This window comes from uncultured Lutibacter sp. (assembly GCF_947493565.1).
In the GTDB taxonomy this organism is placed as follows: domain Bacteria; phylum Bacteroidota; class Bacteroidia; order Flavobacteriales; family Flavobacteriaceae; genus Lutibacter; species Lutibacter aestuarii.
In genome coordinates this window covers 372556-393364 of record NZ_CANLRG010000003.1, presented here as the reverse complement: position 1 = coordinate 393364, position 20809 = coordinate 372556, and the positions used below count along the sequence as shown (strand labels likewise).

Annotated in this window: 21 protein-coding genes; 11 read left to right on the top strand and 10 right to left on the bottom strand. The window is 29.7% G+C overall.

The window, feature by feature from the left end; genetic code table 11:
• Positions 1-142 precede the first annotated feature (142 nt).
• Positions 143-835, top strand: coding sequence for a (d)CMP kinase (cmk, locus tag Q0714_RS05565; RefSeq protein WP_298263367.1), 693 nt, complete (start codon positions 143-145; stop codon positions 833-835).
• Here the strand turns inward: cmk and Q0714_RS05560 are convergent.
• A complete protein-coding gene (locus Q0714_RS05560) occupies positions 821-1450 on the bottom strand; it encodes a 7-carboxy-7-deazaguanine synthase QueE (RefSeq protein WP_298263382.1) in 630 nt (209 codons plus the stop codon). The two genes, cmk and Q0714_RS05560, sit on opposite strands and share 15 nt — an antisense overlap.
• Before the next feature lie 110 nt (positions 1451-1560).
• Here Q0714_RS05560 and Q0714_RS05555 point away from each other — a divergent pair, with 110 nt between their 5' ends.
• Complete coding sequence (locus Q0714_RS05555; protein WP_298263365.1) at positions 1561-3072, top strand: helicase HerA-like domain-containing protein; 1512 nt, start codon at positions 1561-1563, stop codon at positions 3070-3072.
• A 60-nt stretch (positions 3073-3132) separates the two neighbouring features.
• Positions 3133-3699, top strand: coding sequence for a hypothetical protein (locus Q0714_RS05550; RefSeq protein WP_298263364.1), 567 nt, complete (start codon positions 3133-3135; stop codon positions 3697-3699).
• On the opposite strand, the gene Q0714_RS05545 is transcribed toward Q0714_RS05550, so the two are convergent.
• Entirely contained in the window at positions 3696-5054 is a 1359-nt protein-coding gene (locus Q0714_RS05545) for an MBL fold metallo-hydrolase (RefSeq protein ID WP_298263362.1), read from the bottom strand. The two genes, Q0714_RS05550 and Q0714_RS05545, sit on opposite strands and share 4 nt — an antisense overlap.
• A 153-nt stretch (positions 5055-5207) precedes the next feature.
• On the opposite strand from Q0714_RS05545, the gene Q0714_RS05540 reads away from it, so the two are divergent.
• Positions 5208-5564, top strand: coding sequence for a cupin domain-containing protein (locus Q0714_RS05540; protein WP_298263361.1), 357 nt, complete (start codon positions 5208-5210; stop codon positions 5562-5564).
• 59 nt (positions 5565-5623) lie between these two features.
• Here Q0714_RS05540 and Q0714_RS05535 read toward each other — a convergent pair whose 3' ends face one another.
• Together Q0714_RS05535 and ffh are read right to left on the bottom strand one after the other, a co-directional pair.
• Positions 5624-6499, bottom strand: coding sequence for a bifunctional 5,10-methylenetetrahydrofolate dehydrogenase/5,10-methenyltetrahydrofolate cyclohydrolase (locus Q0714_RS05535; protein WP_298263360.1), 876 nt, complete (start codon positions 6497-6499; stop codon positions 5624-5626).
• A 58-nt stretch (positions 6500-6557) separates the two neighbouring features.
• Entirely contained in the window at positions 6558-7889 is a 1332-nt protein-coding gene (ffh, locus tag Q0714_RS05530) for a signal recognition particle protein (RefSeq protein ID WP_298263359.1), read from the bottom strand.
• Positions 7890-8241: 352 nt separating this feature from the next.
• Between ffh and Q0714_RS05525 the strand changes: the two genes are divergently transcribed.
• Positions 8242-8982, top strand: a complete 741-nt coding sequence (locus Q0714_RS05525) for a hypothetical protein (protein WP_298263357.1) — start codon at positions 8242-8244, stop codon at positions 8980-8982.
• A gap of 49 nt (positions 8983-9031) precedes the next feature.
• Here the strand turns inward: Q0714_RS05525 and Q0714_RS05520 are convergent, their stop codons facing one another.
• The 4 genes from Q0714_RS05520 to Q0714_RS05505 form a co-directional block, all read right to left on the bottom strand.
• Positions 9032-9634, bottom strand: a complete 603-nt coding sequence (locus Q0714_RS05520; RefSeq protein WP_298263356.1) for a DUF1801 domain-containing protein — start codon at positions 9632-9634, stop codon at positions 9032-9034.
• Positions 9635-9665: 31 nt separating this feature from the next.
• Positions 9666-10148: a peptide-methionine (R)-S-oxide reductase MsrB gene (msrB, locus tag Q0714_RS05515; protein ID WP_298263354.1), complete on the bottom strand. Its 483-nt coding sequence runs from the start codon at positions 10146-10148 to the stop codon at positions 9666-9668.
• A 56-nt stretch (positions 10149-10204) separates the two neighbouring features.
• The gene (locus tag Q0714_RS05510; RefSeq protein WP_298263352.1) at positions 10205-12448 is read right to left on the bottom strand and encodes a tetratricopeptide repeat protein; all 2244 of its coding nucleotides are present in this window, start codon (positions 12446-12448) and stop codon (positions 10205-10207) included.
• 112 nt (positions 12449-12560) lie between these two features.
• Entirely contained in the window at positions 12561-13442 is an 882-nt protein-coding gene (locus tag Q0714_RS05505; protein WP_298263350.1) for an alpha/beta hydrolase, read from the bottom strand.
• Positions 13443-13515: 73 nt separating this feature from the next.
• Here Q0714_RS05505 and Q0714_RS05500 point away from each other — a divergent pair, with 73 nt between their 5' ends.
• From Q0714_RS05500 to Q0714_RS05475, 6 genes are all read left to right on the top strand, one after another.
• Complete coding sequence (locus tag Q0714_RS05500) at positions 13516-14322, top strand: M48 family metallopeptidase (RefSeq protein ID WP_298263349.1); 807 nt, start codon at positions 13516-13518, stop codon at positions 14320-14322.
• An 89-nt stretch (positions 14323-14411) separates the two neighbouring features.
• Positions 14412-15722 carry an MFS transporter gene (locus Q0714_RS05495; RefSeq protein ID WP_298263347.1) on the top strand — a complete coding sequence of 437 codons (1311 nt, stop codon included), beginning with the start codon at positions 14412-14414 and terminating at the stop codon, positions 15720-15722.
• Entirely contained in the window at positions 15712-16908 is a 1197-nt protein-coding gene (gene lhgO / locus Q0714_RS05490) for an L-2-hydroxyglutarate oxidase (protein ID WP_298263346.1), read from the top strand. Before Q0714_RS05495 ends, lhgO begins: the two co-directional genes overlap by 11 nt.
• Positions 16909-16913: 5 nt before the next feature.
• Complete coding sequence (locus tag Q0714_RS05485; protein WP_298263380.1) at positions 16914-17336, top strand: secondary thiamine-phosphate synthase enzyme YjbQ; 423 nt, start codon at positions 16914-16916, stop codon at positions 17334-17336.
• A 127-nt stretch (positions 17337-17463) separates the two neighbouring features.
• Positions 17464-18066: a transcriptional regulator gene (locus Q0714_RS05480; RefSeq protein ID WP_298263344.1), complete on the top strand. Its 603-nt coding sequence runs from the start codon at positions 17464-17466 to the stop codon at positions 18064-18066.
• Positions 18060-18776: a DUF3307 domain-containing protein gene (locus Q0714_RS05475; RefSeq protein ID WP_298263342.1), complete on the top strand. Its 717-nt coding sequence runs from the start codon at positions 18060-18062 to the stop codon at positions 18774-18776. Before Q0714_RS05480 ends, Q0714_RS05475 begins: the two co-directional genes overlap by 7 nt.
• A 147-nt stretch (positions 18777-18923) precedes the next feature.
• On the opposite strand, the gene Q0714_RS05470 is transcribed toward Q0714_RS05475, so the two are convergent.
• Positions 18924-19367 carry a hydrogenase maturation protease gene (locus Q0714_RS05470; RefSeq protein WP_298263341.1) on the bottom strand — a complete coding sequence of 148 codons (444 nt, stop codon included), beginning with the start codon at positions 19365-19367 and terminating at the stop codon, positions 18924-18926.
• Positions 19351-20802, bottom strand: coding sequence for a Ni/Fe hydrogenase subunit alpha (locus Q0714_RS05465; protein ID WP_298263340.1), 1452 nt, complete (start codon positions 20800-20802; stop codon positions 19351-19353). The genes Q0714_RS05470 and Q0714_RS05465 overlap by 17 nt, the downstream gene beginning before the upstream one ends.
• Between the last annotated feature and the right edge of the window lie 7 nt (positions 20803-20809).

The following is a 20809-nucleotide window of genomic DNA, read 5'->3' as shown; positions in this document are numbered from 1 at the left end:
GTACTGCCACTCGGTGGGAGAGTATGTCACCGCCTTTCTTTTGAAAACCTTCAACTTTATTGTTGAAGGTTTTTTTTTTATCCCTTTTTCTACGCTAATATTCTTTAATATATTAGTTTTGTAGTTTAAAATCAATTGAAATTTGGAAAAAATAACTATTGCTATTGACGGGTTTTCTTCAACTGGAAAAAGCACCATAGCTAAACAATTAGCTAACAAATTAAAATATATATATGTAGATACTGGTGCTATGTATCGGGCGGTTACATTATACGCTATGAATCATAATTTGATTTCTAAAGGTCAATTTAAAAAAAATGAATTGATTAATAATCTTAATAAAATACATATATCTTTTAAATTTAACTCACAGCTTGGATTTGCAGAAGTCTATTTAAATAATAGAAATGTTGAACATAAAATACGTACTATTGAAGTATCTGAGTTAGTGAGTGAGATAGCAAAAGTATCAGAAGTGAGAAAGAAACTTGTTGAACAACAACAAGAGATGGGGAAAAATAAAGGAGTGGTAATGGATGGAAGAGATATTGGAACTGTTGTATTTCCAAATGCGGAGTTGAAGCTTTTTATGAATGCTTCAGTAGAAACAAGAGCTCAAAGAAGATATGATGAATTATTGAAGAGAGGAGACAAGATTACATTTGAAGAAATTTTGAAAAATGTTAAATATAGAGATCATGTTGATTCAACAAGATTAGACTCACCATTGATAAAAGCTAAAGATGCTATAGAAATTGACAATTCCGAATTAACTTTAAACGAACAATTTGAAAAAATTGATAAGTTAGTTCAAGAAAAGTTAAGGAATGTTTAAGTATTTATGAGTTTGTAATGAAATTTTCCAATTAGGATTTTTCATAACGTAATCAACTATTAAAGGTGTCATTTTTTCTCTATTACTCCATTCTGGTTGTAAAAAAAGCTCACAATTTTTTGAGACTTTAGATGCTTGTTCTTCGGCAAACTTAAAATCATTTTTATTATAAACAATAATTTTTAACTCATTAGCTACAATATATATATCATTTAACGGTAGTTTTGTTTTTTTAGGAGAAAGACATATCCAATTCCACTTGCCACTAATTTTATACGCACCAGATGTTTCTATATGAGTTTTTACATTGCTTTGGTGTAAAGCGTTGGTAATATAGTCTAAATTCCACATTAAAGGCTCACCACCCGTTATTACAACTGTGTTTGCATATTTTTTAGCATTTTCAACAATTGCATCTGTTTTTGTTGGAGGGTGTAATTTTGCATTCCAGCTTTCTTTTACATCGCACCAGTGACACCCCACATCACAACCACCAATTCTAATAAAATAAGCTGCCTTTCCAGTATGAAATCCTTCACCTTGAATTGTGTAAAAATCTTCCATTAATGGAAGCATTTCTCCTTTATTAATAAGTTCTTGTGTGTGTTGATTTATCATTTTGCAAATATAGGGATTCAGTATGATAATAAATAAAATGAATTTAATTTATCATCAAATTTTTAATTTGAAATTTATAACTGTATTTTTATCAAAAATATTTTAAAATGGATAGGAAAGAAGCTTTTTTCAATCATATTATTGAAGGCTATCAAACCAAGGGAGATTCTTTAGTATTAGGCTCAGCTATGTTAGATGGTAAAACCATAAAAGATGCATTTGTAAAAATTCCATTAAAAACTTTAAATAGACATGGATTGATTGCAGGTGCTACAGGAACAGGTAAAACAAAGTCTTTACAAGTAATGGCAGAAAATTTATCTGAAAAAGGAATTCCGGTATTATTAATGGATATTAAAGGAGATTTGAGTGGTTTAGCGCAAGCAAGTGAAGGTCATCCAAAAATTGATGAGCGTCATGCAGCTATAGGATTACCATTTGAAGCTAAAAAGTTCCCTTTAGAAATTCTATCAATATCAGAGCAAAATGGAGTTCGTTTACGAGCTACTATTTCAGAATTTGGCCCTGTACTTCTTTCAAGAATATTAGATTTAAGTGAAACCCAAAGTGGTATAGTTTCTATTATTTTTAAATATTGTGATGATCATAAACTACCACTATTAGATTTAAAAGATTTTAAAAAAGTATTACAGTTTGCTACAGAAGAAGGAAAAGACGAAATTCAAACTGAGTATGGAAGAATTTCATCTGCTAGTACAGGAGCCATTCTAAGAAAAATTGTAGAGATAGATCAACAAGGAGGAGATTTATTTTTTGGAGAACGTTCTTTTGAGGTAAAAGATTTGGTGAGAAAAGATGAGAATGGAAATGGAATTATTTCTGTACTGCGTTTAACAGATATCCAAGATAAACCAAAATTATTTTCAACTTTTATGCTGCAATTATTGGCTGAAGTTTATGCTACATTTCCTGAGCAAGGTGATAGTGATAAACCTGAACTGGTAATTTTTATAGACGAAGCTCATTTAATTTTTAAAGAAGCTTCAAAAGCATTACTTTCTCAAATTGAAAGTATTGTAAAATTGATTAGATCTAAAGGAATTGGATTATTTTTTGTAACTCAAAACCCTAAAGATGTACCAGAAGATGTTTTAGCACAATTAGGTTTAAAAATTCAACACGCTTTGAGAGCTTTTACTGCAAAAGATAGAAAAGCTATTAAATTAGCAGCTGAAAATTACCCAGATTCTGAATATTATGATGTTGATGAAACTCTAACTCAATTAGGTATTGGAGAAGCTTTTGTTTCAGTTTTAAATGAAAAAGGTCGTCCAACCCCTTTAGCAGCTACTTTAATGCGTGCTCCAATGAGCAGAATGGATGTTTTAACTAAGAGTGAACTAAAACAACTAATTGACAACTCTAGGCTGTATTATAAATACAATGATGTTATTGATAGAGACAGTGCTTATGAAATTTTGAATGAAAAAATTGAAAAAATTAACGAGCAAGAAGAAGTTGAAGAAAGAAAAAAAGAAGTATCAAGAACTAAAAATACAGCTTCAAGAAGAAGCACACGAATGAATCCAGTTATTAAAGTTGTAACAAGCGCAACTTTTATTAGAGGTGTTTTAGGAATATTAAAAAGAGTTTTATAATATTTGTGCAAATAAGTTTGAAATATTTACGTTAATACAAAATAGTTAAAAAAAATATAAATGTCATTTTTTAGAAAAATCGTAATTCTTTTAGTAGCAGTAGCTTTTATTCAATGTGCTAAAGAAAACCAATATTTAATTGAAAAAGGTAAAGTAGGTGTTTTAACTAATGAAACCACCATTAAAGAATTAAATTCAATTTTTATAAAGGATTCAATTGTTTCAAATTTATCATTGACTGATACAATTTCAAATAAATTATTTTCAGTAACAAATGATGAATATGTGGTGTTTTCTAAAGAAGGAAAAAAACTATTAGAAATTGAGCCAACCCAAGCAAATGATTCTACTTCAAAAATTAAAAGCATTCAAATTTTTGATAACTCATATAAAACAAATAAGGGAATTTCATTGCAATCAACATTTAAAGATATCCATGAAACTTATATGGTAAATAATGTAGAAACTACGTTAACTTCTGCTATGCTATTTATTGATGAACTTAATGCAACTATAGCTATTGACAAAAAAGAGTTGGGTTTAAATAGTTTTAGTAGAGAAGAAGTAACGATAGATCAAATACCTGATTTGGCTAAAATTAAATATTTTACAATTTGGTTTAATTAGTTTAAATAATACTCGTTATTCATTTTTGCTACAGTACATTTCCAACCTAGTGCTGTTTTTATTTTTACTTTTAATGCTTGACTTTGGTGTGGTTCTCCATGATTTATAATGGTTAAATTTGGAGCTTCTTTAAAATGTTGTAACCAATCTAATAATTCACTTTGGTCTGCATGACCAGAAAATTCATTTATTTTAAATACTTCGGCTTTGATTGGGTGATATTTTCCAAAAAATTTCAATTCAGAATCTCCAGAAAGTAAAGACCTACCTCTAGTACCTTCAGCTTGGTAACCAACAATTAAAATACTGTTTTTTTTATCAGAAATTAACTTATCTAAGTAATGTAAAACTCTTCCACCAGTAATCATTCCACTACCAGCTATTACAATTTTAGGATTTAAATCATTTACTATACTTTTAGAAGTAGTTACATCACTAATTAAGTGTACAGTATTAATCATACTATTAATATCTTCTTCAGTTAAGGTATGATAATTGGTGTATTTAAAATAAACTTCAGTTGCATTTACCCCCATTGGACTATCTAGATATATGGGTATTTGAGGTAATTTATGTTCTCTTTTAAGTAGGCTTAAAAAATAAATTATTTCTTGAGCTCTTTCTACTGAAAAGCTTGGAATGATTAAAATCCCACCTTTTGAGTAGGTTAACTTTATATATCTTAATAATTGCGCTGTTATTTTTCTTTTTTTATGAAGCCTGTTGCCGTAAGTAGATTCAATAATAACATAATCAGCTTTGTCTATGTATTTATACCTAGGAAGTAATATCGGTTTTTTTCTTCCAATATCACCTGAGAATACAATTATTTTTCCTTTAATATTTAGAAGAACAAATGCACTTCCTAAAATATGTCCACTATTTAAGAATTTAAATTGTATATCAGTATTTATCGGATACCAAGTGTTTAACTCAAATGATTTTAGTTGATTTATAGTTTTTTTAGCATCGTTTATGGTATATAAAGGAAAAGCTGGTTTATGGTTTGAATAGCTATATTTATTAGCTCTTTTAGCATCTTCTTCTTGAATTTTAGCGCTATCTAATAAAATAATTTTAGCCAAATCTTCAGTTGCCTTGGTGCAATAAATATTTTTTGTATAACCATTTTTCACCAATACAGGAAGGTATCCAATATGATCTAAATGTGCGTGAGTTAGAATTACTAAATTCAATTCATCTAAATCTATTGGAAGTTTATCCCAATTTTTACGTCTTAATTCTTTCAATCCTTGAAATAATCCACAATCAATTAATATTTTTGTAAAATCACTTTCTAACAAGGCTTTTGAACCAGTTACGGTGCCTGCACCACCAAAAAATGTTAGCTTCATCTTTAAGTTGTATTAAGTTAGTAATAAGTGTTATAAGTCTTTCTAATTTACAATTTTAAAATGACATTTGCTAAGCTTTATATTATGAAACTTCTACATACTTTTTATGCAATTGATTTATTACTTTTATAAGTATTAATAATGATAATAAAAATGAAAAAATTTGATGTACAAAAAAATCCTTTTGTGGTTCCAACGAATGATGGTAAATTAATTGAAGAACATTTTGGTTTGGCAAGTATAAATTCTGAGCTAAGTTTAGCACATATGATTGCCCCTCCTAAATGGAGTGAACCTTTTCAAAAACCTGAATTTGATGAATACACTTATATTATTAAAGGGAAGAAGCAATTTAATATTGAAGGTGAATTGATTGTTTTAGAAGCAGGACAATCTATAAAAATTTTAAAAGGAACAAGAGTTCAATATGCGAATCCATTTGATGAAGAGTGCGAATATTTGTCAGTATGTTTACCTGCTTTTTCAATAGATTTAGTGAATAGGGAATAATAAAAAAGCTTCAATATTAATTTAATTAATATTGAAGCTTTTTTTGAAATTATTTGAATTTAACTTTTTCTCTCGCATGCTAATAAGGTATTTTTCATAAGCATTGCAATGGTCATTGGACCAACACCTCCTGGAACAGGAGTAATATAAGCTGATTTTGGACTTACGCTATCAAAATGTACATCTCCTGCTAAGCGGTAGCCTCTTTTTTTAGTTTCATCTTTTACACGAGTAATTCCAACATCAATAATAGTTACACCTTCTTTTACCATATCTCCAGTCAAAAATTCAGGAATACCTAAAGCCGCAACTATAATATCGGCATTTAAGGTAAATTCTTTAAGGTTTTTAGTTCTGCTATTGGCAACTGTAACGGTAGCATTTCCAGCATTTCTTTTTTGACTCATCAAAATACTCATTGGTCTACCAACAATATGACTTCTACCAATTACAACTACATGTTTACCTGATGTTTCTACATTATATCTTTCTAGTAATTCTAATATTCCAAATGGTGTAGCTGGTATAAAACTTGGTAAATCTAGGGTCATTCTACCAACATTAGTTGGATGAAAACCATCAACGTCTTTATCAGGGTCAACAGCCATTAATACTTTTTGTTCATCAATATGCTTTGGTAATGGTAATTGAACTATAAAACCATCAATGTCATTATTTGTATTAAGATTATGAATTTCTTCTAGTAACTTTTCTTCAGTAGTTTCTTCTGGAAGTTCAATAAGTGTAGAATTAAAACCTACTAGTTCACAGGCTTTTACTTTGGCACTTACGTAAGTCATACTAGCACCATCGTTGCCTACTAATATAGCAGCTAAATGTGGTGTTTTTTTTCCTTGATTTTTAAGCTTTTTTACTGATTCAGCAATTTCTAGCTTTAAGTCTGCTGAAGTTTTTTTTCCATCTAATAGTACCATTCTATAAATTTTTAGTATAAAAAAAAAGGCAAACTTATTTAGTTTACCTTTTAGTATGTTATTTTCCCATTCCTTTCATCATTTGCATCATTTGTCTGCCTCCACCACCTTGCATCATTTTCATCATTTTACTCATTTGAGTAAATTGTTTAAGCAATTGATTGACTTCTTGTATTGTTGTTCCTGATCCTTTAGCAATCCTCTTTTTTCTACTAGCATTGATTACTTTTGGTTCGCTTCTTTCTTCTGGAGTCATAGAATGAATAATGGCTTCTATTCCTTTAAAAGCATCATCATCTATATCTACATCTTTCATCATTTTTCCGGCTCCAGGAATCATACCCATCAAATCTTTCATGTTTCCCATTTTTTTGATTTGTTGAATTTGTTTCAAGAAATCGTCAAAACCGAATTGATTTTTAGCTATTTTCTTTTGAATTTTACGGGCCTCTTCTTCATCATATTGTTCTTGAGCACGTTCAACTAAAGAAACAACATCACCCATTCCTAAAATTCTATCAGCCATACGGTTTGGATGGAACACATCAATAGCTTCCATTTTTTCACCAGTACCAATAAATTTAATAGGTTTGTTTACAACAGATTTTATAGATAAAGCGGCTCCACCACGCGTATCGCCATCTAATTTGGTAAGTACAACTCCTTCAAAATTTAAAATATCATTAAAAGCTTTTGCTGTATTTACAGCGTCTTGTCCAGTCATAGAATCTACAACAAACAATGTTTCTTGTGGGCTTACAGCTTTATGAATATTAGAAATCTCAGTCATCATAGCGTCATCTACAGCTAAACGACCAGCGGTATCTATAATAACAACATTTTTACCAGTATTTTTTGCGTGTTTTATGGCATTTTGTGAAATTTCAACTGGGTTTTGGTTGCCTTCTTCGGCATACACTTCAACACCAACTTGTTCACCTACAACTTTCAACTGATTTATTGCAGCAGGTCTATAAACATCACAACCAACTAATAAAACATTTTTTGCTTTTTTTGTTTTTAAGTAATTAGCAAGTTTTCCAGAAAAAGTAGTTTTACCTGAACCTTGTAAACCAGACATTAAAATAACCGTTGGTGTACCAGAAAGGTTAATACCTACGGTTTCACCTCCCATTAATGCAGTAAGCTCATCTTTTACAATTTTTACCATTAATTGACCAGGGTTCAATGTTGTTAAAACATCTTGACCAAGGGCTTTTTCTTTAACAGTTTTTGTAAAGTTTTTTGCTATCTTAAAATTAACATCGGCATCTAAAAGTGCTCTTCGAACTTCTTTTAGAGTTTCAGCAACGTTTACTTCGGTAATTTTTCCGTGTCCTTTTAATACATGAAAGGCCTTATCTAATTTATCACTTAAATTATTAAACATATTCTTGCTTCAATTTTTAGAATTGCAAAGATAATAAAAACTGTGAAATTGAGTACTGAAACTTTGTTTCTTATAAATAATAAAAGGCAGGTTAATTTAGATTTCAAATTTAATAAGAATTCTATTTTAACTTCCTAATAAGCTAATTGATGAATAACAATAATTTGATTTTTTTTATTGTTAAGTGATTAATATTTATTATATTAGTTGTTAGTATGTAACCAATGTTACATAAAGTTTTACTTATCCTAAATTTTTAAAGATTAAGCTTACCCCAATTTTCGACTCCAAAGTTAGATTTGATATCAAATAGTTTGATATATAATAATAGTACTAACTAATACTTTAAGCAATGAAAACAACATCAATTTTTTTAGCAATGTTATTTTGTATAGCAATGTTAACAACTTCTGAGGTAAAAGCCCAAGAAGAAACTTATGGGATGGCAGAAATTACTTATATGCTTCCTAAAATTGGAATGGAAAAAAGCTTTGAAAATGCTGTGAAAATGCATAATGAAAAGTTTCATAATCAAGATCCTTTTAAAGGATCCTTAGATTATATTTTAACAGGAAAAGAAGCGGGTTGGTATGTGTGGATAATGGGACCTTGTACTTTTTCAGATTTAGATAATCGTCCTGAAAACGAAGCACATACAAACGATTGGGCAAAGAATGTATCACCGAAAGTTCAAAAATATGGTAGAACTGAATATTGGCGTTACAATAAAAAGCTTTCATATTCATCAAAAGGATCAACGCCAAAATATGAAAATATTTGGTTTGTAGATATTAAAAGAGGACAGTATTATAAATTTAAAGAGTTTATTACTAAAATTCAAAAGTCTTATGAGAAAAAAGAAACCGAAAATTTTAGTATATATGAAAACCAATTTAATGAAGGTGATGGGAGAGACGTGGCGATTGTTTGGGAATTTAATAACTGGGCTGAATTTGATAAAGATGATGGTGGAATAAAAAAGTACTATGAAGAATTATATGGTGAAGGAAGTTGGGAAAATGCCTTGAAAGACTGGCAAGAATTTACTGAATCAATAAAGTCCCAACTATGGAGAATAGGTGTATATAAATAAATTGTAATGAATTAATTTTTAAGCACAAACCATTTAGGTTTGTGCTTTTTTACTGAAATTGCTCGTGTATTTTTAAATTTTTTTCGAGCTTTTTAATTGTTTTTTCCAATCGGGTTATTCGGGTGGTCTCTTTTTTAGCTTCAGTTATGTACTTTACATATTCTTTACGATACGTATAAGCCATGTTTTCAAAATTAAGCCTTGCTAATTTGTTTTTATGTAATGCTATTTCAAGTAATTTAGGAATTATAATTTCACGAGTTTTATGTGCACTGCATAAATTGGTTTCATTTTTTTGAAAGGCTTCTTTTAAATAATCTAATAATTGAGTTTGATTGATTTCTTTTGCGCTTGTAAATTTTATTGTGCGAGTATTTTTAGCATCACAATTGTTGTCAAATAATTTATGTTTGTCGCTCATATTAGCTCCATGAAAAAAGGTGAATGATACATGGTTTTTAAATGCCGCAACTCCACAAATCATAGTTTTTTTACTAAATATAGGAATATTCCACTTCCAATCTTCATAAACTTTTGTTTCTGTTTGATGAATTAAATTACGAAGCTCTGTACATATATTTTTAGAAAATAACGGTAAGTTTTCAATATATTGATCAATTAAAATTGTTGCATTTAGATTAATTTGAGCCATATTATTATAAATATTTTAAAAGAAAAAGTCCTTATTTTTCACCTTTAACAAATTTTATGGAAGTTGTATTAACACAATACCTTTTTCCAGTAGTTTCTTTTGGTCCGTCGTCAAAAATATGACCAAGATGACTATTACAAGCGGCACATATAATTTCAGTTCTAATCATTCCATGACTAGTATCTCTCACAAAGTTTACGGTTCCTTCAATGGCATCATCAAATGAAGGCCAGCCACAATGAGATTCAAATTTACTGTTAGATTTAAATAATTGCAAATTACAAGCGGCACAATGATAAGTTCCTTTTTCAAAATGAGAAGTTAAACCACCTTGACTTGGCCTATCTGTTCCTTTTTGTCTTAAAACATAGTATTCTTGTTCAGTTAAGGTTTGTTTCCACTCTTGTTCAGTTTTAATAACTTTTTTTATCATGGTTTTATTTTTTTTGACTTGTGAAAATACTTGGGTGTTTGCTATAGAGATTAAAAATAATGTAATGAGTAATTTTTTCATAATTAAAATATTGTTTTAAAATTTTGTCGCAAAAAGAGTTAATTTCTTACGTTATTTTAATTAGAGTTGCTAATTTGTTGATACTGTTTATTGTTTGGGTATGTTTTAACAAGTATTGTTGCTATTTTTTTTGCTTCAGAAATTTCATTATTATTTAAATGAATGGAATAGGCAAGCGTAAGTAATTCTTCGTTGTTTGGGTAGGTTTTAAGAGCTTTCATAATGGTTGAAATTGCTTGCTTGTGCTGACCTAAATCATTTTGTAATACAGCAAAGTAATAATGGTTTTGTGGATCATTTTTAATAATATTTATTGCTGTTTTTAAGGTGTTTAAAGCTTTTTGTTTATCACCCATTCTTATATAGGCAAATGCGAGAGCTTGATAGGCGACAGAAAATGTTTTATCAATAGAGATAATTTTTTTAAGAATTGCAATGCATTCTTCATTTTTTCCTTGCATTCTTTTTAAATCGGCATAATTAATTTTTGCGATTAGATTTAAGGTATCCAAAGCAACAGCTTTTTTAAAATAGTCTTCTGCTTGCTCTTGTTTTCCTAAGTTAAGTGCAGCAACCCCCAATGAAGACAATCCTAAAGCACGATCTTGCCAATACAATAATTGGTTTATATATTCCTTTCTGGCATTAATTAATACAGCTTGCTGTTCCTTTGGAACGTTTGTTATAGGAATGTCATAAATTAAGCTATTAGCCATATACCTAACACCGTAAATAGAGTCTTTAGTTAGTGGTAAAGCATATTCAAATTGTTGTTGTTTTGGTAAGTTTTTTAAAGATTCCAGTCCTGCTCTTCTAACCAAAGGACTTGAAGAAGCCAAAGCCATTTCTAAGTTTTCAAATGCCATAGGATTGTTACTGTAATCTTGAAATCTAATGGCGGTACCAATAACAATATGTGCCATATTTTTATCATTAATAACTTTGTTTAATGCTTTTTGAGCTTCAGGTTGATTGGTTCTAACTTTATGAAAAGCAAATCCATAATGAGGTATGGTATCATATTTATTACCATACCAGTTTTTAAACGCAGCTAAAGACCATTCATTTGATTTGTCTTTATGACAATTATTACAGGCATTGGTAGCACCTGTTTTAACACTAATATCAGGTCTTGGAATCCTCATACTATGGTCAGAGCGTGGATCTACTACCATAACAGTTATTTTTGGCATATGACAACTAATACAACTAGCCCCATCACTATTTTCTTCGTGTTTATGATGGTTGGTAGATTTATACTTTTGAGGCATGTGACATTGAAAGCAGACATTATCTTTTTCAATTTTTAGTTGCCCACTATGTACATTATGGCAATCTTTACAAGTAACTCCCTTTGCATACATTTTACTTTGAAGAAATGAACCATATACATAATCTTCATCATTATTTGTTCCATCATCATTATAAAGAGGGTAGTCTAAATAAGCTACTTGATGGGTGTGTTCTAACATTTTTCCAAATGTAAATTCATCAGTTAATTGTGATCTTCTTGAATGACATCTCCCACACCATTCCACTTGCATATTAGATTTTCGTGGCTTGCTTCTTGTTACCAAGGCAGTATTAGGATCAATTTTCCAATGAGCAGAATCTCTATCCATAATATCAAAAATCAATCCCATGTTTTTAACTTTTTGATCTTTGTTCTCTGCCCATTTAGCGTGTAGGTCACTAGGTCCATGACAAGCTTCACAGGAAACATTAATTTCATCAAAAGTAGTATTGTAAGTTTGTGTTTTAAGATCGTAGTTTTTTTTCACATTGGTAGAATGACATTCAGCGCACATATAATTCCAATTTTGAAGTGGGCGCCCCCAGTTTAACTCATCATGTGAGGCTATAAATTCATCTGGATATAAGTGTTGCCATTTTTGACCCCCTTCATCTTTGGCTCTAGAATCCCAAAAAGGAGTTATAACCTGTAATTTTCCATTTGGAAATTCAACCAAATATTGTTGTAAAGGATAGTGACCAAATGTATATTTTACTTTGTAATCATGATAATTTCCATCAGGACCTTGTGTGTTAATGATAAAAGAGTCATCTTGTTTTAAAAAAGTACTTGTAACCCCATAAATGGTATATTTTGAATTGTTGAAATCGCCAAGAACAGTGCTGTCAGTGGGTAATTGCATTGCAAGTTGATGATCGGAACCAAGCCAATCTTTATATTCTTTTTCATGGCATGAAGAGCATTTATCCGAACCAATAAACCCAACATCATGTTTATGATTATTCAATTCAATTTGAAGTGCTGAATATTCATTCTTTGGTTCCATTTTACAGGAAACAATCCCAATAAATAAAATTGAAATTAGAAATAGAAATTTAAAATTTGATGTCAAGTTTAGATATTTAAATTAGCTACAAATTTACTTAAAAAAGAATGAGTTATTTTTCTTTGAGTATAAAATCTAAAATTTTTGAAATTACATAATCATCTTTTAAAATTCGAGTATGCCCTAAACTGTTCGTAATTAAAAGCTCACCTTTTTTAGCATATTTTCTAATATTTATAGCGCAGCTTACAGGAACCTCTTTATCATTAGTATCATGAATTATTAATGTTGGAATATTTACTTTTTTAGCAGCTTCACTAGTTGAATAATTGTCAATATTTTCTCCAAATTTTTTAAAGAAATAATTTTTCATTTTATGAATAATTTTTGGATTTAAATCCAATTTATTTATAAAAGCGGCAATAATATCTGTTATAATGTCACCAGCACCAATAATTACTGCTTTTTTAGTAAATACTCCTTGTTTTATACTATTTAAAGTAGCCATACCTCCTAAAGAGTGTCCAATTATAATTTCAAAAGGACCATATTTTTGTTCTAAAAATTTAGCTGAAGCTATAAATTCTGTCATCATAGTAGTTTTACTTTCTGAATTTCCATGAGCAGGAGCATCAAAACTAATGGTCATTAATCCATTTTCTAACAATTTGTCAGCAATTTTATAGAGTTGAGTTCCTCTTCCAGACCAACCGTGAATTAATAAAACCTTTCTTTTGGAATATCCATAAGAGTACAGCATTATTTTTTTGCCAATTTCAGGAATTAAAATCATTTCTTTTTGAGCACTTTTAGCCATCATTTCTTCACGTTTAGGAGGTTTATGCTTTATTGGAGTTCTAAAAAGTTTTACAGCATATAGTGTAGCAAGATGTAAAGAGATACTTTGAAGTATTTTTCCTGTTAAAATGATAGATTTTGGTATTTGAGAAATGTTTTTTGATTTCTTTAAATTAGTAGGGGTACTTTGTTTCATAAAAATTTTAAATTTGCGTATAAAGATAGAATTTGTAATTTTATAAATACTCACCCAATAAAAAAACTGAAAAATGAAAAAATTAATTTCCTTAGCAATAGTTACACTTTTTATAGTTAGTTGCAGTACGGTACCAATAACAGGTAGAAAAAGAGTTAATATCATGAATGATGCTGAAATTTTACCTGCAAGCTTTGCTCAATATGAAGGGTTTTTAAAAGAGAACAAACTATCAACTAATGCAAAAATGACCAATGAAGTTCAAAAAGTAGGTTTAAACATTTCAAAAGCTGTAGATAAGTTCATGCGAGCAAATGGTATGGTTGCAGAAGCAAATGCTTATAGATGGGAATTCAATTTAATTGAAGATAAAACAGTAAATGCTTGGTGTATGCCTGGTGGCAAAGTAGTTTTTTATACAGGAATATTACCAATATGTGATAATACAGATGGTATAGCTGCGGTTATGGGACATGAAGTTGCTCATGCTTTTGCCAAACATGGGCAAGAACGTATGACAAGTGCTTATGGTCAACAATTAGGTGGAGTTGCTGTAGCTTTAGGAACTAATAATAAAGATCCTAAAGCAAAACAATTATGGAATACTATTTATGGAATAGGTTCTCAAGTTGGAATGCTAGCGTATAGCAGAACTCATGAAACGGAAGCAGATAAATTGGGGATGGTTTTTATGATAATGGCAGGTTACCAACCTCAAGAAGCAATTAATGTTTGGATTAGAATGAGTCAAAGAGCAAATAGTGGAAGCGCGCCTCCTGAGTTTTTAAGTACGCACCCTTCTAACGAAACTAGAATAAAAAACTTAAAAGCATATTTACCAACAGCAATAGAGCTAGCAAATAAATATAATGCACAGTAGTTTTAAGAAATTAAAATTCATAAAAGAATTTTTATAGTATATTGTAAACCGTTCTCAATTTTGAGTACGGTTTTTTTAGTTTAAATAGTATGTTACAAAAAGGAAATAAAAAATTAATAAATGCTTGGGCATTTTACGATTGGGCAAACTCAGTTTATTCATTAGTTATAAGTACAGCTGTTTTTCCAATTTATTACAGTAGTTTAACAGCTTCTTTTTCAAATATTGAAGGAAAATTAAACTTTTTAGGTACTCAATGGAATCCAACTACTTTATATGATTATACCTTAGCTTTTTCTTTTTTAATTGTTGCTTTTATTTCTCCAATTTTATCGGGTATCGCAGATTACACAGGAAATAAATTGAAGTTTTTAAAAGGATTCTGTTTATTAGGTTCGCTTTCAGTAATGAGCTTATTCTTTTTTAAAGGTGAAGAAACATTATGGGTTGGAATATTATTTACAATTTTAGCTAGTATTGGTTTTTGGGGAAGTATTGTTTTTTATAATGCATATTTGCCCGAAGTAGCCTATCCTGAACAACAAGATGATGTTAGTGCTAAAGGATTTATTTTTGGATATTCGGGCTCTATTTTATTACTTTTATTAAGTTTAATAATGATAAATAAACCTGAATTATTTGGATTGCCAGGAGCAGGTTTTGCATCTCGACTAACTTTTTTAATTGTTGGAATATGGTGGTTTGGATTTGCACATATTACCTATGCAAAATTGCCTAATAATGTTTATAATAAAAAACCTGCTAAAGACTTTATTTGGAAAGGCTTACATGAATTAAAAGTAGTAGGGTTGGAGTTGAAACAACATCCTGAATTAAAATTTTTCTTAACCTCATTTTTTATGTACAGTGTGGGAGTTCAAACAATTATTTTAATGGCTGGAATTTTTGGAAGTAGAGAGTTAGGATTGCCAACTACAGATTTAATTGCGGTTATTTTATTGGTTCAAATTGTAGCTATTTTTGGAGCTTTCCTCTTTTCAAGAGTTTCAGATAAAATTGGAAATATCTCCACTTTAAAAATTACCATAGCTATATGGACAATTGTTTGTTTTGTAGCTTTTTTATTAGATAAGGAGCAAGAGTATGTTCATTTTTATTTTTATGGTTTAGGAGCTCTTATTGGTTTAGTAATGGGAGCAATTCAGTCGCTTTCGCGTTCTACATATTCTAAATTGTTGCCTGAAACACAAGACCATGCTACCTATTTTAGCTTTTTTGATGTTACTGAAAAAATAGCCATTGTATTTGGTATGATTGTTTTTGGATTGCTAAATTCTTTAACAGGATCTATGCAATATAGTGTATTGTTTTTAGCAGTTTTCTTTTTAATATCTTTTGTTTTACTGAACTTTGTAGGAAAAACAAAATATGTTCAATAAATATAATTTTATTGTTGTTGGTGGAGGTATCGTAGGGTTAGCATCAGCGTACAAACTTCAGTTAAAATTTCCAAAAAAATCAATTGCTATTTTAGAAAAAGAGAATGAAGTTGGAAAACACCAAACTGGAAGAAATTCAGGTGTAATGCATTCGGGGATTTATTATAAACCAGGAAGTTATAAAGCTAAAAACTGTAAAAATGGTCACCAACAATTAGTGGAGTTTGCCAAAAAAACTAATGTAAAACATGATGTTTGTGGAAAAATTATAGTGGCTACTACCAGTCAGGAACTCCCAATTTTAGAAGATGTTTATAGACGAGGTGTTAAAAATGAAACCGAAGGAATTTGTTTTTTAAATGCAGATGAAATAACTCAAAAAGAGCCTTATATAAAAGGAATAAAAGCCATTTGGGTTCCAACAGCTGGAATTATTGATTATGTGGGTGTTTGCAATTCCTTTGTTAAAGAAATAACAAAAATCAATTTAAAAAGTAAACTTTTTTCTTCTTGTGAAGTTATTGGTATTAATTCTTTAAATAATGGTACCGAACTCAAAACTACAAAAGGTAATTTTAGTGCAGATCAAGTATTATTTTGTGGTGGACTGCAATCTGATAGAATTGCGCAAAAAGATGACTTAAAATTAGATTTAAGAATTGTTGGTTTTAGAGGGGATTATTACGAATTAAAATCCGAAGCTTCGCATAAAATTAAAAATTTAGTTTACCCTGTTCCCAATCCCAAATTTCCATTTTTAGGAGTTCACTTTACTAGAATGGTTGATGGAAGTATTGAGTGTGGTCCTAATGCGGTTTTTACATTTAAAAGAGAAGGCTATCAAAAAAATAGTTTTAATTTAAAAGATACTTTAGAAGCATTAACTTTTAAAGGAACTTGGAAATTATTTGGAAGGCATTGGAGAAAAGGAATTGATGAGTATAAGCGTGCTTTTTCAAAACATTTATTTGTAAAAGAATTACAGAAAATGATGCCTTCTTTAACAGTTGAAGATGTGCAACCAACTAGGTCAGGAGTTAGAGCGCAAGCAATAGACTTCAATGGAAATATGGTTGATGATTTTAAAATAGAAAAGAAAAATAATAACATTCATGTGATAAATGCTCCATCTCCAGCAGCTACAGCCTGCTTGGCTATCGCAGATGAAATTATTGATAAAATATAAAAATGATGAAATTTTATCAAAAAGAGTTGAATTTAAAACCTAAAAATAGAGGGTTTCATTTAATTACAGAAGAAGTACTGGCAGTAATTCCAGAAATAAAAAACATAAGTATTGGTCAGCTACATGTGTTTATAAAACACACTTCGGCTAGTTTAACAATAAATGAAAATGCTGATGCTACGGTAAGAAAAGATTTTGAAAGTCATTTTAATCATTTAGTGCCAGAAAACATGCCGTATTTTATTCATACCTATGAAGGCTTAGACGATATGCCTGCACATATAAAAAATTCATTGTTAGGATGTTCTATTCAAATACCTATTACAAATGGAAGTTTAAATTTGGGTGTTTGGCAAGGAATTTATTTATGTGAGCACAGAAATTCAGGAGGCTCCAGAAGCTTAGTTCTTACAGCTTTTGGGAAATAATTTTATTCACCTTATAGGTTGTATATTAAATTATTCATTATAAAGGTTATATTTTGAGTTATTCACTTTAAAGGTTATATTTTGAATTAAATTATGTATATTTGATTTATATTCAAAAAAATATTAAATGACAAGTGTAATAACAGGAGATATTATAAATTCTAGAAATATTAAGCCTCAATACTGGATGCCAATTCTAAAAAGTGTTTTAAACAACTATGGTTTAGAACCCTTGCAATGGGAAATTTATAGGGGCGATAGTTTTCAATTAGAAGTACCACCAAAAAAAGCTTTATTAGCTGCAATTTATATAAAAGCATGTATAAGAAGTATTGAAGGATTAGATGTTAGACTGGCTATTGGTATTGGAGAAAAGTCTTATATTTCAGAAAAAATAACAGCTTCAAACGGAAGTGTATTTATCAATTCAGGAGAATGTTTTGAAAATTTAAGGAAAAGTATTTTAGCCATTAAATCACCTTTTCCTGATTTTGATATTCAAATGAATTTAGCATTTGATTTAGCACAATTAACCATAAATAGATGGACTCAAAAATCTGCTGAAATAGTTAAAGTATCCATTGAAAATCCTAATTCTACTCAAAAACAAATGGCTAATATGTTACATAAAACACAAAGTTCAGTTAGTAAAAGTTTAAAAATAGCAGGATTTGATGAAATTATGAAAATGGAACGTTATTATAGAAATCAAATAACAAAATTATGTTAGAACTTGTTTTAAAATTATTTTTGGCACATATAGTTGGAGATTTTGTTTTTCAGCCTAATAAATGGGTTAAAAGCAAGGAAGATAAAAAATACAAATCACCATATTTATATTGGCATATTTTAATTCACACCATTGCTTTACTAATTGCGCTTCAGTTTAATTTTAATTATTGGTTAGGAATTTTAATAATAGTTTGTTCTCATTATTTGATTGATTTATCCAAATTATATTTAATAAAAAAAATAAATGTTAGATGGCTATTTTTATGGGATCAATTGGCTCATTTAATGGTAATTTTTGGAGTAGTGAGAATTTATGAAATTTATGAGGTTGATGTTTCAATATTTTATAAGCCTCAATTGTTACTATTTATTATAGCTGTTTTACTTGTAACTATTGTAGCTTCAATTGTTATGAAGCTAATCATTTCTAAATGGGAGTTAAATAGCAATTCAAATGAAATGTCGTTAAATGATGCTGGAAAATATATAGGTATTTTAGAGCGTCTTTTTATTTTTGTGTTTATTATTACAAATAATTGGCAAGGTATAGGGTTTTTATTGGCTGCTAAGTCTGTTTTTAGGTTTGGAGACTTGTCAAGATCTGAAGATAGAAAACTTACTGAATATATTTTAATTGGTACTTTGTTTAGCTTTGGATTGGCAATTTTAGTTGGGATGGGGTATAATTATATCTTAACAACTTTATAATCTTTATTGAAAATACCTACAATTAAACTAGATAATATGTCTTTAATTAATGTTTCTTTAGATATTCCTTGTTTTAAAAGAGCAAACAATTTAGGAATAAATTCTTTTTGCATTTTAAATGAAAGTTAGAATACAAGTTTAATGATTTTAAGGAGTAAAATTTTTAAAATAAGAAACCGTTTTTTTTAAATTTTCGGTTGCTTCATTACTAAGTCCAATTTGAATATCCCAAACATATCCTTGTATTTTTATGATATAAGATTTAGGTTTTTTTTGATAAATGTTTTCACATAGGTTTAAAATTTGATTGGGAGGCACTTCATGAGTTGAAAAGGCTACTTTTTCAGCTGGCAAAACACGTTCTATTTCAAAACCGTTATTTAGTTGAGTTTTACAGGCATCAACAAAAATGACCTTCTCATATTTGGCAATCAATTCTGCATCTTCCACCATTAATTGATATTTGTATAATAGGCTATCTTCATGATAACCTTCTTTTTCTAAATGTTCTAAAAAACACCAACCAAGACCATCATCTTGGCGTGTGTTATTTCCTATTCCAATAATTAGGGTGTTATCTAATTTTTTCATCTAATAAATTTCCTTGAAGATCTTCTAATTGTACTATTAAAGGCATTTGTCCTAGCGCGTGAGTTGCACAGCTTAAACAAGGGTCGTATGCTCTTATAGCCATTTCAATTTGGTTGAGCATAGGCTCTGTAATTTCTGGTTTATGATTTAAAACTTCATTTGCAATAGTTCTAACACCTCTATTCATTGCTTCATTATTATGTGTAGTTGAAACTATTAAATTACATTTAGTAATTAAGCCTTTGTCATCGGTATGATATTCGTGAATAAGAGTTCCCCTTGGAGCTTCAATAATTCCTATTCCTTTATTTCTAGGAGTTCCTTTTGTTACTAAATCTGTACCCATTAAATCTTCATCTAATAAGAGTTCTTTTATTAGTTCGGCACAATGTAACATTTCAATTAAACGCGCCCAATGTGTATGCATGGTCATATTATTAGGCTTGTCTTGTGTATATGCCTTGAAAATTTGACGTTCAATTTCGGCATAATATGTAGGAATATGAGAACAAGTGTTTATACGAGCTAATGGACCAACTCTATTCCAACCATTTTCTCTTCCATATTTTGTCATGTATGGAAATTTTAGATATGACCATGGTTCAACAGCTTCTTTGAAATGATAACGATACTCTATGTCTTCTATGTTTAATAGCTCATTTCCTTCTGAATCTATTGAACGTAAACGGCCGTCATATAATTCCATAGCTCCAGTTTCTTTATGTACTAAACCTAAATGGTTAGATGGGTAGGCAGCAAAATTATCAATCCATGGTGCGTTATCAAAATGATAAGCTTTCATAAAATCAATAATTTCTTTAGACCATTCTATCATAGTATCTACATTTGGAATTTGTTTTCCATCTAAAAAGTACTCGCGTTCTTCTTTTGTAAATGTTTTATGAACACCTCCTGGAACTGCTAAAATTCCGTGTATTTTTTTCCCTGCCAATGCTTTAATAATTTCTTGCCCAAATTTGCGCATTAAGATGCCTTTTTTAGCAAGTTCTTGGTTTTCTGTAGCTACAGCAACAATATTTCTTTTCTCTGCTGGAGCATCAATTCCAAATAATATATCTGGAGAGGCTAAATAGAAAAAGTGTAAAGAGTGAGATTGAAAAACTTGACCGTAATGTAATAACTTACGAAGTTTAGTTGCTGTAGGTGTTAAATTTTCAGGATCTACACCAACTAATTGGTCAATGGCTTTGGCAGCAGCAATATGGTGGCTTACAGGGCAAATACCACACAAGCGTTGAACCAAAACAGGTGCTTCCCAATAAGGATGACCTTGGATAAATTTTTCAAACCCTCTAAATTCAACAATATGTAAAAAAGCATCTTCAACTTTGCCTTCTTCATTCATTTTAATGGTTACTTTTCCGTGTCCTTCCACACGTGTAACAGGTTCTATAACTATTTTCTTTTTGTTCATTTTGGTT

Excerpts from the sequence above, each read along its gene's own strand:
- Q0714_RS05525 (WP_298263357.1), top strand. The coding sequence starts at position 8,242 with ATGAAAACAACATCAATTTTTTTAGCAATGTTATTTTGTATAGCAATG.
- Q0714_RS05470 (WP_298263341.1), bottom strand. The coding sequence starts at position 19,367 with ATGAAAAAATTAGATAACACCCTAATTATTGGAATAGGAAATAACACA.
- Q0714_RS05540 (WP_298263361.1), top strand. The coding sequence starts at position 5,208 with ATGAAAAAATTTGATGTACAAAAAAATCCTTTTGTGGTTCCAACGAAT.
- Q0714_RS05510 (WP_298263352.1), bottom strand. The coding sequence starts at position 12,448 with ATGGAACCAAAGAATGAATATTCAGCACTTCAAATTGAATTGAATAAT.
- Q0714_RS05475 (WP_298263342.1), top strand. The coding sequence starts at position 18,060 with ATGTTAGAACTTGTTTTAAAATTATTTTTGGCACATATAGTTGGAGAT.
- Q0714_RS05550 (WP_298263364.1), top strand. The coding sequence starts at position 3,133 with ATGTCATTTTTTAGAAAAATCGTAATTCTTTTAGTAGCAGTAGCTTTT.
- Q0714_RS05495 (WP_298263347.1), top strand. The coding sequence starts at position 14,412 with ATGTTACAAAAAGGAAATAAAAAATTAATAAATGCTTGGGCATTTTAC.
- Q0714_RS05480 (WP_298263344.1), top strand. The coding sequence starts at position 17,464 with ATGACAAGTGTAATAACAGGAGATATTATAAATTCTAGAAATATTAAG.
- Q0714_RS05505 (WP_298263350.1), bottom strand. The coding sequence starts at position 13,442 with ATGAAACAAAGTACCCCTACTAATTTAAAGAAATCAAAAAACATTTCT.
- Q0714_RS05555 (WP_298263365.1), top strand. The coding sequence starts at position 1,561 with ATGGATAGGAAAGAAGCTTTTTTCAATCATATTATTGAAGGCTATCAA.
- Q0714_RS05535 (WP_298263360.1), bottom strand. The coding sequence starts at position 6,499 with ATGGTACTATTAGATGGAAAAAAAACTTCAGCAGACTTAAAGCTAGAA.
- Q0714_RS05520 (WP_298263356.1), bottom strand. The coding sequence starts at position 9,634 with ATGGCTCAAATTAATCTAAATGCAACAATTTTAATTGATCAATATATT.
- Q0714_RS05485 (WP_298263380.1), top strand. The coding sequence starts at position 16,914 with ATGAAATTTTATCAAAAAGAGTTGAATTTAAAACCTAAAAATAGAGGG.
- msrB (WP_298263354.1), bottom strand. The coding sequence starts at position 10,148 with ATGAAAAAATTACTCATTACATTATTTTTAATCTCTATAGCAAACACC.
- lhgO (WP_298263346.1), top strand. The coding sequence starts at position 15,712 with ATGTTCAATAAATATAATTTTATTGTTGTTGGTGGAGGTATCGTAGGG.
- Q0714_RS05500 (WP_298263349.1), top strand. The coding sequence starts at position 13,516 with ATGAAAAAATTAATTTCCTTAGCAATAGTTACACTTTTTATAGTTAGT.
- ffh (WP_298263359.1), bottom strand. The coding sequence starts at position 7,889 with ATGTTTAATAATTTAAGTGATAAATTAGATAAGGCCTTTCATGTATTA.
- Q0714_RS05545 (WP_298263362.1), bottom strand. The coding sequence starts at position 5,054 with ATGAAGCTAACATTTTTTGGTGGTGCAGGCACCGTAACTGGTTCAAAA.
- Q0714_RS05465 (WP_298263340.1), bottom strand. The coding sequence starts at position 20,802 with ATGAACAAAAAGAAAATAGTTATAGAACCTGTTACACGTGTGGAAGGA.